This window comes from Actinomadura macrotermitis (genome assembly GCF_009604375.1).
Taxonomy (GTDB): domain Bacteria; phylum Actinomycetota; class Actinomycetes; order Streptosporangiales; family Streptosporangiaceae; genus Spirillospora; species Spirillospora macrotermitis.
The window spans coordinates 242,426-257,045 of sequence record NZ_WEGH01000002.1 but is presented as its reverse complement, the minus strand read 5'-3'; the positions used below and the strand labels follow the sequence as shown (position 1 = coordinate 257,045).

The 14,620-nt window shown below is 71.1% G+C and carries 15 protein-coding genes and 1 pseudogene; 6 read left to right on the top strand and 10 right to left on the bottom strand.

The features are described from left to right. The first annotated feature begins 30 nt into the window (after window positions 1-30). Entirely contained in the window at window positions 31-516 is a 486-nt protein-coding gene (locus ACRB68_RS13000) for a hypothetical protein (protein ID WP_153532762.1), read from the top strand. Between the two features lie 41 nt (window positions 517-557). Here the strand turns inward: ACRB68_RS13000 and ACRB68_RS12995 are convergent, their stop codons facing one another. Both ACRB68_RS12995 and ACRB68_RS12990 read right to left on the bottom strand, forming a co-directional pair. Continuing rightward, a complete protein-coding gene (locus tag ACRB68_RS12995) occupies window positions 558-1,286 on the bottom strand; it encodes an SDR family oxidoreductase (RefSeq protein ID WP_207709678.1) in 729 nt (242 codons plus the stop codon). 33 nt (window positions 1,287-1,319) lie between these two features. Further along, window positions 1,320-2,156, bottom strand: a complete 837-nt coding sequence (locus tag ACRB68_RS12990; protein WP_153532760.1) for an SDR family NAD(P)-dependent oxidoreductase — start codon at window positions 2,154-2,156, stop codon at window positions 1,320-1,322. Window positions 2,157-2,359: 203 nt separating this feature from the next. Between ACRB68_RS12990 and ACRB68_RS12985 the strand changes: the two genes are divergently transcribed. Further along, a complete protein-coding gene (locus ACRB68_RS12985) occupies window positions 2,360-2,992 on the top strand; it encodes a TetR/AcrR family transcriptional regulator (RefSeq protein ID WP_194293296.1) in 633 nt (210 codons plus the stop codon). Between the two features lie 396 nt (window positions 2,993-3,388). Then, window positions 3,389-3,985, top strand: coding sequence for a DUF4232 domain-containing protein (locus ACRB68_RS12980; protein ID WP_194293295.1), 597 nt, complete (start codon window positions 3,389-3,391; stop codon window positions 3,983-3,985). Between the two features lie 127 nt (window positions 3,986-4,112). Here the strand turns inward: ACRB68_RS12980 and ACRB68_RS12975 are convergent, their stop codons facing one another. Then, window positions 4,113-5,093, bottom strand: a complete 981-nt coding sequence (locus ACRB68_RS12975) for an aldo/keto reductase (protein ID WP_153532757.1) — start codon at window positions 5,091-5,093, stop codon at window positions 4,113-4,115. 32 nt (window positions 5,094-5,125) lie between these two features. Then, window positions 5,126-5,989, bottom strand: coding sequence for an EamA family transporter (locus ACRB68_RS12970; protein WP_153532756.1), 864 nt, complete (start codon window positions 5,987-5,989; stop codon window positions 5,126-5,128). Window positions 5,990-6,023: 34 nt separating this feature from the next. Between ACRB68_RS12970 and ACRB68_RS12965 the strand changes: the two genes are divergently transcribed. After that, window positions 6,024-6,506: an Lrp/AsnC family transcriptional regulator gene (locus ACRB68_RS12965; RefSeq protein WP_153532755.1), complete on the top strand. Its 483-nt coding sequence runs from the start codon at window positions 6,024-6,026 to the stop codon at window positions 6,504-6,506. A 144-nt stretch (window positions 6,507-6,650) separates the two neighbouring features. On the opposite strand, the gene ACRB68_RS41210 is transcribed toward ACRB68_RS12965, so the two are convergent. Both ACRB68_RS41210 and ACRB68_RS41205 read right to left on the bottom strand, forming a co-directional pair. Then, window positions 6,651-7,088 (bottom strand): amidase family protein, encoded by a 438-nt coding sequence (locus ACRB68_RS41210; protein ID WP_235959372.1) that lies wholly within the window; start codon window positions 7,086-7,088, stop codon window positions 6,651-6,653. 71 nt (window positions 7,089-7,159) lie between these two features. Further along, window positions 7,160-7,339 (bottom strand): annotated as a pseudogene (locus tag ACRB68_RS41205) (amidase family protein); the annotation flags it as partial. Here ACRB68_RS41205 and ACRB68_RS12955 point away from each other — a divergent pair. Next, window positions 7,316-7,561, top strand: coding sequence for a hypothetical protein (locus ACRB68_RS12955; protein WP_235959838.1), 246 nt, complete (start codon window positions 7,316-7,318; stop codon window positions 7,559-7,561). The pseudogene ACRB68_RS41205 and the gene ACRB68_RS12955 sit on opposite strands and share 24 nt — an antisense overlap. A 58-nt stretch (window positions 7,562-7,619) precedes the next feature. On the opposite strand, the gene ACRB68_RS12950 is transcribed toward ACRB68_RS12955, so the two are convergent. Together ACRB68_RS12950 and ACRB68_RS12945 are read right to left on the bottom strand one after the other, a co-directional pair. Beyond that, window positions 7,620-8,213 carry a DUF6801 domain-containing protein gene (locus ACRB68_RS12950; RefSeq protein WP_153532754.1) on the bottom strand — a complete coding sequence of 198 codons (594 nt, stop codon included), beginning with the start codon at window positions 8,211-8,213 and terminating at the stop codon, window positions 7,620-7,622. A gap of 784 nt (window positions 8,214-8,997) precedes the next feature. Next, on the bottom strand, window positions 8,998-9,585 hold the full coding sequence (locus ACRB68_RS12945; protein WP_153532753.1) for a DUF6801 domain-containing protein: 588 nt from the start codon (window positions 9,583-9,585) through the stop codon (window positions 8,998-9,000). Between the two features lie 553 nt (window positions 9,586-10,138). Here ACRB68_RS12945 and ACRB68_RS12940 point away from each other — a divergent pair. Beyond that, window positions 10,139-11,149 carry an AraC-like ligand-binding domain-containing protein gene (locus ACRB68_RS12940; RefSeq protein WP_153532752.1) on the top strand — a complete coding sequence of 337 codons (1,011 nt, stop codon included), beginning with the start codon at window positions 10,139-10,141 and terminating at the stop codon, window positions 11,147-11,149. 212 nt (window positions 11,150-11,361) lie between these two features. On the opposite strand, the gene ACRB68_RS12935 is transcribed toward ACRB68_RS12940, so the two are convergent. After that, window positions 11,362-13,770 (bottom strand): ABC transporter permease, encoded by a 2,409-nt coding sequence (locus ACRB68_RS12935; RefSeq protein WP_207709677.1) that lies wholly within the window; start codon window positions 13,768-13,770, stop codon window positions 11,362-11,364. Between the two features lie 70 nt (window positions 13,771-13,840). Then, window positions 13,841-14,575 (bottom strand): ABC transporter ATP-binding protein, encoded by a 735-nt coding sequence (locus ACRB68_RS12930; RefSeq protein ID WP_153532751.1) that lies wholly within the window; start codon window positions 14,573-14,575, stop codon window positions 13,841-13,843. Window positions 14,576-14,620: the final 45 nt, after the last annotated feature.

Below are 14,620 nucleotides of genomic sequence, written 5' to 3'. Positions count from 1 at the left end.
GTCTGGACTCAAAGAGTAGGGATCGGGCTCATGAGCGCAGCACGAACCCTCGATGTGGCCTGGTTGACCTCCTGGAGCAGCGAGATCAACCAGGCCCTCGCGCCGTTCCTCGCCGGTTTCATGAACCGCTTCGGCTACCCGCCGGGTGACAACCTCGTCCGCGTGGCTGATCAAGGCGCCGTTTCTACGGAGCCACCCCCGCCGCTGGACGCCTTCTACCGGGTCATCGATGCGGTCCTGCTACCCGACATCGGCAACGGGTGCTTCGTCCATCCGGCCGACCAGGTCGTCGGTGAGCTGCGTGAACAAGGCACCGTCCGGCTCGGCGAAGAGGCCCGCGGCATCATCTTCGCCAGCGACGGCGCTCTGCGTCTCATCACCGGTGCTGGCGTGATCTACCGGTCCCGGACCGCTTCCCGCGACAGCGAGTTCGTGCCCATCGGCGAGGACCTGCGCGACTACCTGGAACAGCTGCGGCACGCCGTGTTCGGCTTCATCCGCTCCGCAGAGCTCTGACGCCCAGGCCGCGGGTGGGCCTGGGCGCCGGCGGGGCGTAGTCACCAGGGGGCGGGGCCGAGGCGGTCGACGAAGACGCCGGACGGGCCGTCGGGGCCGAGCGTCGCGAGCCTGAGGATGGAGTCGGTGCCCTCGGTGACCGTCAGCGCGCCGGTGTGGTGGTTCATGTCGGTGGCGGCGAACGTGCGGTTGGCGATCTCGCCGGGAGTGGCGATGTTGAACTTGATGTGCGGTAGGGCCTGGGCGTAGCGGACGGTGATCATGTTCAGCGCCGCCTTCGACGAGCTGTAGGCGAGCTCGTGGAAGCGGGAGACGGGCTGCTCCGGGTCGGTCACGACCGCGAAGGAGCCGCCGCCGCTGGACACCATCACCACCCGCGGGTTGTCCGCCGCCTGCAGCAGGGGCAGGAACGCGTGGGTGACCCTGACGGGGCCGTACACGTTGGTGTCATAGACGGAGTGGATCTCCTCGGCCGTCGCCTCCGCCGGCGTGATGCCCCGGCCCGGCGCGCCGGCGTTGTTGATCAGGACGTCCAGCCGGCCGGTGTGCTCCCGGACGAGCCGGACGGCGCCGGCCACCGAGTCGTCCGAGGTCACGTCCAGCGGGACCATGACCACGTCGATGCCCTCGGCGGCCAGCTTGGCGGCGGCTTCCCGACCGCGGCCCTCGTCGCGCGAGCCGAGGAAGACCTTCCATCCCATCTCCCCGAGCCGCCGGGCCGCCTCGAGCCCGAGCCCCTTGTTGGCTCCGGTGATCAGTGCCTGTTCCATGGTCGCCTCCATAGGTGATCGTGCGTGTGGGGTTCAGCGGGCGCCCTGGGCCTCGGCCGAGAGGTCCTGCCAGTCGGCCCAGGTCTTCAGCCGGTCGGCGTAGGCCTGCTGGAGCATCGGGTAGAAGCCGAGCCCGAACAGGACCCGCAGGGGCGGGTTCTCGGAGTCGACGAGCTTGAGCAGCGCCTGGGCCGCGGCGGCCGGGTCGCCGGCGGGCTGCTTCCCTGCGACCGCGCCGAGGCGCTGCCGCAGGCCGTCGTAGGCCGGGGCGGGCTTGGCCATGTGGCCGTTGGCGAGCGGGTCGGGGTTCTTGCCGTCCCGGGTGGCGAACCCGCCGGGCTCGACGATCGTCACCTTGACGCCGAAGCCGGCGACCTCGCCGGCGAGGGCCTCGTTCAGGCCCTCCAGGGCCCACTTGGAGGCGTGGTAGGCGCCGCCGAGCGGCATCGCGATGAGCCCGGCCGCCGAGGACAGCTGGACGATGTGCCCCGAGCGCTGCTCGCGCAGGTGGGGCAGCGCGGCCTGGATCACCCACACCGCGCCGAACAGGTTGGTCTCCAGCTGGTCGCGCAGCTCCCGCTCGGTCAGCTCCTCGACCGCGCCGATCTGGGCGTAGCCGGCGTTGTTGACGATGACGTCCAGGCGGCCGAAGTGCTCCTTGGCCCGCCGCACGCTCGCGAAGACGGCGTCCTTGTCGGTCACGTCCATCTCCAGCGGCAGCACCGCGTCGCCGTAGGCGGCGACCAGGTCGTCGAGGCTTCGGACGCTGCGGGCGGTCGCGGCCACCTTGTCGCCGCGGGACAGCGCGGCCTCGGTGAATTCGCGGCCGAGGCCGCGCGACGAACCGGTGACGAACCAGACCTTGCTCATGGTGGCTTCCCGTTCCTTCGATGACGTCTGCCGGGCACCAGACACCGGCGCCCCGGCCCCTGTGACAGGCGCGGACGTGTGCGCTGCGCCACAGAGAAATCACTCCAGTGCAGTTACTGCACAGCTGTGCAATGACTGCACGTAGATATACTCAGATCGAGGGACGGCCGTCAAGACGGCCGTCGACCGGACCGAGGAGCGCGATGACCACTGACGATCCGGCCCGCCGCGGCGGGCGCGAGGCGCAGCGCCGCCGCACCCGCAAGGCGATCGTCGACGCGGCGGTGCGGCTGAGCGCCGGCGGGACGACGCCGTCCATCGACGAGATCGCGGCCGCCGCCGACGTGTCCCGCCGCACGGTGTACACCTACTTCCCGACCCTGGATCACCTGCTGATCGACGCGACCGCCGGCGCGCTCAACGAGCCTCCGGTCGAGCAGGCGCTGGCCGATCCCGCGCTCGCCGGCGACCCCGCGGCCCGGGTGGACGCCCTCATCCGGACCCTGCTGGCGCACTCGCCGCAATCACTCCCCTTGGGCCGCCGGCTGATCCGGCTGACCGTCGACCCGCCGGCCGACGACGCCCGGGAGGCGGCCGCCCCGCGCCGCAACCCCCGGCGGGTCGGCTGGCTGGAGCAGGCATGCGAACCGCTTCGCGGCACCCTGGACGAGGAGGCGTTCCAGCGCCTGATCTCGGCCCTGACCGTCGTGGTCGGCTGGGAGGCGCAGATCGCCCTGCGCGACGTCCGCGGCCTGGGCCCCCGAGCCGAGCAGGAGACCATCACCTGGGCCGCGCGCGCCCTCGTGGAGGCGGCGATCAAGGAGAACGGCGATTGACGCTGGGCCGGCGAGGACCGGGAACCCGGGAAGCCGTTCAGGGGGCCGGTGGCGGTAAGGCTTCGGCATTCAGGCGCCTGATCATTCCCGGTGCGCGACAGCACGGCCTATGCCGAAGGCATCATTCATTCTTCCTGCGGGGTGCCATTTGCAGCACAACGGCCGTCCCCTTGCCGCGGACCGCGCGACGCGGCCACCAGGGCGGCGGCGCCGAGCCCGGTGCGCCGCCCCTAGGAGGGATGACGCATCTGAGCCGGGTTTTGTTCGTGCGAAAGGGGCTGGAGTTTTGAGGAGTTGTTCACATGGCAAAAATGGTTGGGGAAAAGCCGCGGTGAGCATGTAAGGGGAATGTTCAACAAGCTAAGTAACGCCACGGCGCAAGGTTCCCTGCGGTTCGTGCTCCCCGCGGTGTCCGTGGCGGCCGTGCTCGGGCTGTCGGCCTGCGACGGCGGCACGTCCGGCGGCAACGCCACGGCGGGCAGCAGCGCCTCCACACCGGCCGGTCCGGTCGACAGCCCACCGGCGGCGCCGCCCTCGCAGAGCGCCGGCGGCGGAACGCCGGCCACCTCCCGCGCCCCTCAGGCCGGAGGCACGGAGCGCTGCGCGTCCGTGCACCTCAGGCCCAGCCTCGCGAACGGCGACGCGGCGGCGGGCAACCTGTACTTCACGCTGCGGCTCACCAACACGGGCTCGACGGCGTGCACGCTGTTCGGCTACCCGGGGGTCTCGCTGATCCGCCGCGACGGCAGCACGATCGGCAGGCCCGCGACGCACGAGGGCGCCCAGGGCCAGACGGTCCGGCTCGCCCCGGGCGGCAGCGCCACCGCCGTCCTGCACACCGCGAACAAGGGCGTCTCGGACAAGCCCTGCTGGCCCGTCCCCGACCTGCTGAAGATCTACCCGCCGGGCCGGACCGAGCCGCTCACCCTGCGCACCGACCGCCCCGAGGTGTGCGGCGACGTCTTCACCGTGACGGCGATGGCCAAGGCCTGACCGGTCCGTCCCGCCGGCCCGCTCCGCGCCCGCATGGGACGCGGGGCGGGCCGAGGCCCGGCGCTGGAAATGGCGTCCTCCCTTCCCTCTCCCGAAGGAGAGCGCTCAAGGGAAGAGGCGATTTCGCTCAGGAGTGCCCGATGATCCGGTGCGGCCGGTAGGGGGCCTCCAGCCGGGCCGTCTCCTCCTCGGACAGGGACACCTCCACCGCCGCGATCGCGTCGTCCAGATGGCCCACCTTGCTCGCCCCGACGATCGGCGCGCTCACCCCCGGCCTGCCGAGCAGCCACGCGAGCGCGAGCTGCGCCGGAGGCAGGCCGCGTTCGGCGGCGACCGCGCGCACCGCGTCGACGATGTCGAAGTCCGCGTCCTCGTACATGGCGTGGGCCAGCCGGTCGCTGCCGGACCGGACCGTGCTCGGCCGGCTGCCGCGGTGGCGGCTCCCGGTGAGCAGCCCGCGCGCCAGCGGGCTCCACGGGATGACGCCCACCCCCTGGTCCAGGCAGAGCGGGACCATCTCCCGCTCCTCCTCCCGGTAGACGAGGTTGTAGTGGTTCTGCATCGACACGAACCTGGTCCAGCCGGCCGCCTCGGCGATGTGCTGCGCCTTGGTGAACTGCCAGGCGTACATGCTGGAGGCCCCGATGTAGCGCGCCTTGCCGGCCCGCACCACGTCGTGCAGGGCCTCCATGGTCTCCTCGATCGGCGTCTCAGGGTCCCAGCGGTGGATCTGGTAGAGGTCGACGTGGTCGGTGCCGAGCCGGGTCAGCGAGGCGTCGATGGCGGCCAGCACGTGCTTGCGGGACAGTCCCCGGTCGTTCGGGCCCGGACCCGTCGGGAAGTACACCTTCGTGGCGAGGACGTAGTCGTCGCGGCGCGCGAACAGCTTCCTGAGCAGCCGTCCGGTGATCTCCTCGCTGACGCCGCCGGAGTACATGTCGGCGGTGTCGAAGAACGTCACGCCGGCCTCGACCGCGCGGCGCACGATCGGCTCGGCCGCGTCCTCGCCCAGCAGCCATTCCAGCGAATCGGGGTCGCCGTACGTCATCATGCCCAGGCAGATCCGGGAGACCCGCAGTCCCGACGAGCCCAGCCTCGTGTAGTGCATGTCGTCCTGCCTTTCCTGTGTGAGCGAGTGATTCACCGCGGCCCGGGCCGTCGGTGGAGCGCGACCGAGAGCGCCACGAGCCCCACGCCGGCGAGCTCGGCGGGCGAGGGGACCTGCCGGAGCACCCCGACGCCGATCACCGTCGCCGTGGCCGGGAGCAGCGCCACCATCAGCGCGTACGTGGACCGGGGCATGCGTGCCATGGCGAGCTGGTCGCACACGTACGGGATCACCGACGAGCAGATCCCCACCCCGGTCCCCGCGGCGAGGACGGCGGGGTCCAGCAGCGTGGGGGCGGCCTGCCGGGCGGCCACCGGCACGACCAGCACGCAGGCGACGAGCATGGCGGCGGCGAGGCCGTCGACGCCGCCCAGCCGCCGGGCCGTGCGGTGGGCCAGCACGATGTAGGCGGCGAACAGCACCGCGTTGGCGAAGGCGAACACCAGGCCCGGCGGATCCCCGGCCGGCCTGACGCCGGTCAGCGTGTAGACGCCGCCGGCGGCCGCCAGAAGCGCCGCGAGGTTACGCGCCGTGCGGGCGCCGAGCGCCGCCAGCACGATGACCGGCAGGAACTCGATCGCGGCGACGGTCCCCAGCGGCACGCGGGCGATCGCCAGGTAGAAGCAGGCGTTCATAGCCGCGAGCACCGCGCCCCAGGCGACGACCGTGCGGCGCCCCCCGGCATCGAGCCGGGCGAGGGTCCGCCAGGGGCGGCGCCAGAGCGCGAGCACGAGCGCGGCGCTCCAGATCCTCAGCGCCGCGACCCCGAGCGGGGCGAGCCTGGCGAACAGGAGCACGGCGAAGGCCGGGCCGAGGTAGTGGAAGAGGGCGCCCCCGATGAAGAAGGACCAGGGAGGCGCCGCGGCGAGGGCGGCGCGGGGGCCGGTGATCGGCATGCCGCCATCGTCGTCCGGCCCGTAATTTGGAGGAATGGCGAATCGAAGGATCAGGCCCGAGCGGACCTACGAACCCAAGGGGATCGACGCCCTCGACCTTCGCATCCTCACCGAGCTGCAGGACGACGCCAGGGTGAGCTTCGCCGAGCTGGGCCGCCGGGTCGCGCTGTCGGCCCCCGCGGTGGCCGACCGGGTGCAGCGGCTGGAGGAGTCCGGGGTGATCACCGGCTACCGCGCCGAAGTCGACCCGCGGGCCCTCGGCTTCCCGGTCACGGTGATGGTCCGCATCCGCCCGGCGGTCCGGGAGCTCCAGCGCATCTCCAAGATCGCCCAGGAGGTCCCGCAGATCGTCGAGTGCTACCGGATGACCGGCGACGACTGCTTCTACTTCACGATGCACCTGCGGGCCGTCGACGAGCTCGAACCGATCCTGGACCTGTTCACCCCCTACGGCCACACGACGACGTCCCTCATCCACACCGCGCCCGTGCCGCGCCGCCCGCTGCCCCTGGACTGAGAGACCCGGAGCCGCCCCTCAGCACGCGAAGCACCCCGGAAACGACACCGGGCGCTCGCAGTGCTCCGCGAACGCCCATGCCGAGAATGGCGGGTCGCGTGGGACTCGAACCCCCGACCTACGGATAAAAGTTGCCGTCACCCGTCACCACGCCCTACCGGAACCACCGAGCAGCTGTATGCCGATCGGCATGCCGGCCGCGTCGTGACCGACCGGCAGGGACAGGGCCGGGAAGCCGGTGATATCGGCGGGGGATGACAGGCGCACGTAGGCGTCGGAGACGGCATCAAGGGCCGTCACCGGGACGGCCGGGGCGGCGATCACGTTGACCTCCTGGAACAGGCGGGCCCACTCCCGCCGCATCAGCGTGGGCATCATCAGCCCCCACTGGGCGGCCTGGACATAGCAGGTCATCGGGACGTCGATCTCGACGAGCCGGGCGCCGAGGGCCTCCAGCCGCCAGAAGGCGGCCGCCACCTCCGGGTCGACGCGGTCGAAGTAGTGGTTGCGCGGCACGCCGGCGCGCAGCCCCGCGAGGCAGGCGTCCCCGCCCGGCCGGTGGTCCGCGGCGGGGGCGGCCAACGCGGCCAGGACAGCGACGTCACGCCGTGCCGCGGGACGAGCCCGTAGGTCGGCTTCAGGCCGACGACGCCGTTGAGCGCGGCCGGCGCCCGGATCGACCCGCCCGTGTCGGTGCCGACCGCGAAGGCCGCCATGCCCGCGGCGACGGCGACGGCGGACCCGCCGGCGTTCCGGCCCCGGTCCCAGGCGTTGCCGGTCTGCGGGGTGGTCAGGCTGTAGGCGAACTCGTGCGTGTGCGTCTTGCCCGGCAGGACCGCGCCGGCCTCCGCCAGGCGCGCGGCGACCGTGCTGCCGGCCTGCGCGTTCTCGTCGACATCGACCCGCGGCAGTCCGAGGCCACGCGCCGCGCGCTGCTCGCCTCGCTCGCCGACACCGGCACGCTCGTCCTCGGCACCCACTTCGCCCCGCCCGCCGCGGGCCGCGTCGTCACCCACGGGGGCGCCTACCGCCTCGCCCCCGTCGACCCGCGCTGACGCGGGGCGGAACGCCGAAGGGCCCCGGCGTTCGCCGGGGCCCTTCGCGTCAGTGAGGTCAGGACACGACCGTGGTGGTGACCAGGTTGTCCTGGTTGGGCTTGACGGTGCAGGTGACCTCGGAGGTGCCGAGAGTCGCACCGGACGAGTTCTTGAGAGTGGCGGTGAAGGCGAGGTTGGACAGGCGGTACTCGGCGGTGCCGGCGCTGCGGAAGTAGAGGGAGATCAGCCTCGTGTCGTCGGTCATCGAGAAGATGGTGCCCGAGGACACGGGCCTCTGGGGGAAGGAGTGGCTGAGATAGAGGGGGACCGTGGTGCCGTTCGGCTGGGTGACGTTGAGCCTGATCGAGCCGTCGATCTGGATGGAGGAGACGCCGGCGGCGGCCAGGCCGGTGGCGGTGCTCTGGAAGAAGGACAACGCCGTGGTGATGTCCACCGGCGTGGTGCCGACGTTCACCTGGGCGGTGTCGTCGAACGTGCCGGCGAAGCTGATCAGGGCGTTCTCGTTCGACAGGTTCGGGAAGAGGCCGAAGGAGCAGCTGTAGGTGAGGACCTTGTTCACCGTCGCGGCCTGTGCGGGCACGGCGACCGTACCGGTGAGGGCGGCGGTCGCGGCCATGACGAAAGCGGCGTACTTGATGACGGACTTCATCCAGGGACCCTTCGAGATGTTTGAGCGGTTCCGACCCGGCAAGGGGTAATGCTGGGCATTCGCCGCGATTGTCCCTATATTCAGGTGGGCGGCGCCTGTGCTCCGCGCGCACAGGCATCGTCTGTCAGCGCATCCGTTCGACTCACCTGCGATCTCCGGGAATGGCGGCTGGGCCGGGCTGCTAACGAGGTCGGCTCCCCGGTCGCGCATACATCGGCGCTGAAGATTCGTATGTGATTCCGTCTCATCGCAGCCCACTGCGCCAGGTGTGTAGTGATCTGGAAGCGGAGCGTGGTGCCCGCCCCTGGCCGTTGTTTTCCATGCGCTGACGGACGAATCTCGAGCGAGGGGGTAAGCACTTTGATTCAAATGAGCTCGATACGGTGCTGCGCCGTCAAGTTGCTGAGGTGCGGCGGGACGGCTGTTCCTGGCTTTTCAGATTTCTCGGTGGTGCCCTCGATCGGATCCGGACCGGGTTCGTGGAGTGGTGCCGCCGCGATTTGGCCGGGCGCCCCGTCCGCGCGATCGGCGCCAAATTGGGGCTGACCGACCCGACGCGTTTCGGGCGGATCTTCCGTGAGCCCTGCGGCATGGCGCCCGCCCGGTACCGGCAGCACCACGCGCTTTCCACAGCGGCGGGCTGACGGGCGGCCGCACCGCCTCGACGTAGACCGGAACGATCCGTCCGCACGAATGCCGGTTAGCGTGTCGCCGAATCCAGAAGGGCGGCCTGCTGAACGCCGAAGGGCCCCGGCGAAAGCCGGGGCCCTTCGCGTCAATGGGGTCAGGACACGACCGTGGTGGTCACCAGGTTGTTCTGGGCGGGCTTGCGGGTGCAGGTGACCGCCGAGGTGCCGATGGTCGCACCAGACGAGTTCTTGAGAGTGGCGGTGAGGGAGATGGTGGACAGGCGGTACTCGACGGTGCCGGCGGTGTGGAAGGTGAGGGCGGGGATGTACGAGGCGGCACTCTGCGTGAGTACCTGACCTGAGGTCACTGTCTGGGCGGGGAAGGAGTGGCCCAGGTAGAGGGGGACCGTCCTGGTCGGCTGGACGACGTCGAGCTTGACCGTGCCGGAGAACTGGACGGAGGACGCGCCGACGGCGGCCAGGCCGTTGCTGGTGCTCTGGCTGAAGGAGAACTGGCTGGTGACGTCCACCGGATTGGTGGCGACGTCTACCTGGGCGGTGTCGTCGAACGTGCCCCTGAAGCTGATCAGGGCGTTCTCGTTCGACAGGTTCGGCAGGGTGCCGAAGGAGCAGGTGTAGCCGAGGACGCTGTTCACCGTGGCGGCCTGCGCGGGCGCGGCGACCGCGCCGGTGAGGGCGGCGGCCGCGGCGGCGACGGCGGCGAACTTGATGGCGACCTTCATGCGCGATCACTCCATGGGTGTGAGTGGTTCGGGCCCGGCAATGGGTGATGCCGGGTATTCGCCGCAATCGTCGCCATATTCGGGTGCCGGTGCCTGTGCTCCGCGCGCACAGGCATCGTCCGTCAGTGCACCCGCCCGAATCGCCTGCTTTCTTCTCACGCAGAACCGCCCATCGTGAGCGGGCCCGTCCGGGCAGTGATTCCCTACCTGCCGATCGACTACTGAATGAACTTCTCGGATAGCAGGGTGTGACACTGCCCGATCTCCAGAAATGGTGGCCGGCCCATGCTGATAACGAGGACATAGAGGTAGGCGCATGAGCGTCACCGTTGGCGATTCGTGCGTGGCGCCGACTGCGTCCCGCCGTTTCGCACGTGTGGTGGCCTGGGGGCGGAGCGCAGTGCCCGTCCCTGTTCGTCGGCTCCCGTGCGCCGACGGGTGAAGTCCTGACGGAGAGCATGAACACCTTGACTCGCATGAGTTTAAGAAGGTATTGACTTGCGTAAGTTTGGTGCGGTGCTGTGCCGTCGAGTTGCTGGGGGCAGGACGGGCGATGGCTGTTCTTGACTTTACGACACTTTCGGTGGCGCCTCCCGAGAGGTTCGATCTGTGGGCCGACACCTGTGCTCGGCAATACCTTCCGTGCAAGACGACCAGCCCTTTCGAGAACGATTTTGTGGCTTCGGTGCGCAACGTCGCGTGCGGGTCGGTCCAGATCTCGCGGTTGCGGCACCCGCCTCTGCGCAGCTGGCGATCACCACAACTGGTCCGCAGCAGTGACCCGGAGGTGCTCACCCTTCTCCACCCGGCCTCCGGACGGACACATCTCGTCTCCGAGGGCCGGCATGCCTCGCTGAGCGGTGGCGAAGGGGCGCTGCTGAGCAGCTCCCACCCCTTCAACGGCTGGCATACCGGCGACGACCACACCGACGTGCTGCTCATCGAGATCGGGCGCGCCGCCCTGAAGCCGCTGCACCGCTCGCTGGACCGGCTGCTGTGCACGAGCCTGGACCTGGGGCAGGGCATGGGCGCGGTTCTGCTCGCCCACGCCCACGCCGTCGTGGAGCAGGCGGAATCCCTGACGGCGGTCGATCGTGCGCGGCTGGAAGGCAGCACGCTGGATCTGGTCCACGGACTGCTCGCGGGACACCTCGACGGGCGGATCTCCGCGCCGCAGCAGACCCTGCTGCAGCGGATCAAGGCGTTCGTCCTGAGGGAGCTGGCCGACCCCGAGCTGTCGCCGAGGGCGGTCGCCGAAGCCCAGCGCGTGTCCCTGCGGTACCTGCACCGGCTGTTCGAGGCCGAGGACCTCAGCGTCTCCGCCTGGATCCGGGCCGAGCGGCTGGAGCGGTGCCGCCGCGACCTGGCCGATCCCGCCTTGGCGGGGTGCCCCGTCCACGCGATCGGCGCGAAATGGGGACTGACCGACCCGACGTACTTCGGGCGGGTCTTCCGCGAGGCCTACGGCATGTCGCCCGCCCGGTACCGGCAGCACCACGGCACGCTCCCCTTGGATGCCGCAGTGGGGGCCGTGCCGCTCCGACGCAGGCCAGCCGGCCTATGAGTGGGTCGCGTGGGAACCGCGGCGATCGGGCATGCGTGCCGCTACCGCCGATGGGGGTTCGTGTCAGGTGCCTCGCACGCTTTGTGCCGAGGGAAAACGCCGGAATGCCGGCCTCCCGAGGGCATCGACCGGGAGGCCGGCACTGGCGTTCTCACCGCGCCGTGCAGTGCCCGGCACCGCTTTTGCCGCGGCGACCGGCGGCTCTGCTCGTCCTACTCGGTCCGCAGCGCGGTGGCGGTCCGGGTCCGTGCCGCCCAGCCGGCCGGCGGCAGTGCCCCGAGCAGGGCGATCACGATCCCGCCGGCCAGCAGGGGGACGAGCAGCCCGGCGGTGTAGACGTGGGACACGCTCGGCGGCAGGTGCCGGCCGATCGCGTGCCCCATCGGGGTCAGCGTCGCCTGCTCCATCGCGACCCCGAGCGGGACCCCGACCAGCCCGGCGATCAGGCCGGTGAGCGCCACCGAGGCCAGCACCATCGCCATGGTCTGCCCGGGGGTCATCCCGAGGGCCTTGAAGATCCCCAGATCATGAACCCGCTCCCGGGTGTCCTGCACGACCATGCTCAGCACGCCGAGCGCGGCGACCGCCATCATCATCAGCGTGAGCGTGGCCACCAGGGCGCCCATGGTGATCACGATGATGTTCTTGCCCGCCCCCGAGTTCGACTGGACCGAGGCGTTCAGCGGGGTCAGCGCGGCGGCGGCCGAGGCGGACCAGTCCGATCCGCTGACGTTCGAGGCCAGCTCGACGTTGAACTGGTCGATGCGCGGGGTCAGGCCGGCGGCGGTGAAGGCGGCCGCATCCGTCATGACCGTGTAGTCGCCCTGGTTGGTGTCGAAGTTGACGCCGACCACCTTCAGCGACAGTCGCTTGTTCCGCTGCACCACGGTGACGTCGTCACCGACATGGATCCCCGCCGCCGAGGCCAGCTTGTCGCCGACCACGGCCTCGCCGGGCGCCGCATACCAGCGGCCGGACAGCAGCTCCATGTTCGTCCAGGAGAAGTCGCCGGTGACCGTGAACACCTTCGCCGGTTCGCCGCCGGTCGGGGCGCCGACCATGGTCGCGCCGCTGTCGCCCCAGCCGAACGTGGTCTTCGTGCCAGGGATTCCGGCGAGCGCGGCGGCCACCTTGGCGGCGTCCAGGTGCGGGGCGCGCGGATCGTTGGGGCCGTAGCGGTCCCAGGGCACGCCTACGGCGGCTGTGGGGATCACGAGCTTCGACGCGACGTTGAAGCCCGAGGTACTGGTGTCCAGGTACCGGTTGAACCCGGACTCCAGCCCTACTGCGAACGTGGCGCTCACCACGCCGAACAGCACCGCCGCGCCGACCAGTACGGTCCGGGCCGGCCGGGCGAACGGCTGGGCCAGGCCCAGCGACACGGCCCGGGGCAGCGGCAGCCGCGAGGCCAGCCGCTGCGCCGTCCGACCGCCCCCGGCCTTGGGGGCGCGGCCGGCGACCAGAGCCCGCACCGTCGGCATCCGGCCGGCCCGCAGTGCCGGGATCACCGCCGTGACGCCGACGACCAGCAGGGTGCCCAGCGGCACCGCGGCGCTGACCCACAACGGAATCGTGGCACCGGCCGCGCCGAGCTGCCCGGCGGCCCCGTCCAGGATCGGCACGGCCAGGAGGTTGCCGGAAACCGTGCCGAGCACCACGCCGAGCGTCGCAGGGATCATGGCCTGCGCGGCGTAGGCGCGGGCCACCTGCGAAGGGGTGAAGCCCAACGACTTCACAATCCCGATGCGCCGGATTCCCGAGGCCACCGCCCCGCTGACCACGATCGAGATGATCAGCACCGCCAGGAACAGCCCGAGGAACCCGAAGGCGATCAGGAACGGCACGTAGGCCTTGGCGTTCCCGGTCGCCTGCTGCTCCGCGGTCAGGTACGACTGGCCGCTCTGGACCGCGCCGGCCGGCGCGGCGGCGGCCACCGCCTGCTTGCCGGTGGCGATGTCGGCATCGGTCCCGGCCTTGGCGAACCGGTAGAGCATCTGCTCGTCGGACCTGGCGCCGGCGGCGGTAAGCCGCGCGAAACCGTCGGCGGTGGCGAAGGCGGTCGCGCTGTCGGTCACCGAGCCGGCGAAGCCGACGACCTTGAACGACGGCTTGCCCGGCAGGGAGGAGAACACCACCGAACCGCCGAAGCAGCCGGCGGCATAGTGCTGCCACGGCAGGGCGATCTCGCCCGGGCCGGCCGGCCAGCGCCCCTGGGTCAGCGCCAGCCGGTCCATCCCGGAGGTGCCGCCCAGGTCGGGCCGGGTGGTGACGGTGATCGGGCCGTTGTCCTGCCCGGCGAGATCCTTCTCGGGGCAGTCCGTGCCGATGGTCGTGTCCAGGGCGGCGGCGATCGGATACGGTCCGGCCGCGTCGGCGACGCCGGCGGCGTGAGCGGTGGCGGCGGCCTGCACGGCCGTGACCTTCGAGCTGTCGAACTGGACCGCCAGGTGCGCGCCGTTCCGGGCTTTGAAAGCGTGCTCGAACGGGGCCTGCACGACGGTCAGCAGGCCGAGGGAGAGTACCGAGGACGTCACCGCGGCGAACGTCGTCAGGGCCATGACGAGGGACTGGACCCGGCGCCGGCCCACGCCGGAGCGTACGACCTTGCCCAAGGCGCTCACCGGCTCACCGCCGGCAGCGGGCGGGATCCGGCCTCGAAGAGGCGCCGGGGCATCGGCGGCTTGCGCGGCGTCATCCGGCCGCTCCCGCCGGACGGGTCAGCGGCATGCCGGCACTGCTGCCGTCGTTGACGACGTCCCGCTCGACCGCGCCGTCCACCAACTCGATCGTGCGGCGCGCGGTGCTCGCGGCCAGCCGCACATCGTGGGTGACCAGCAGGATGGTCTGCCCCTCACTGTTCAGATCCAGCAGCAGCCGGCGCACGTCCTCGGCCGAGCTCGAGTCCAGCGCGCCGGTCGGCTCGTCGGCCAGCAGCAGCGCTGGCTTGTTCATCAAGGCCCTGGCCACCGCCACCCGCTGCCGTTGCCCGCCGGACAGGCGTTGCGGATAGGCCTTGGCGTGCCGGTCGATGCCCAGCGAGCCGAGCAGTTCGACGGCCCGCTGCTTCGCTTCGCCCTTGCCCATCCCGGCCAACTGCGCCGGAACCAGGACGTTGTCCAGCACGGTCAGGTCGTCGAGCAGGTTGAAGAACTGGAAGATCATGCCGATCGAGGCCCGGCGGTACTTCGCCGACCCGGCCTCACCGAGCCGGTCGACGCGGGTGCCGCCGACGGTCACGGTGCCGCTGGAGGGCCTGTCCAGACCTGCGATCAGGTTCAGCAGCGTGGACTTCCCGCTGCCGGAATGGCCGAGGATCGCCACGCACTCACCGGCCGCCACGGACAAGGTCACACCGGCCAGCGCGGGCGGGCCGTCGTCGTATTTCTTCGTCGTGTCGCGAAGTTCGATCAATGGTGCGTTCGTCATGTCCGCGAACCTAGGAACGGAACGCCGCCCGCCGCGTCGGCCGGT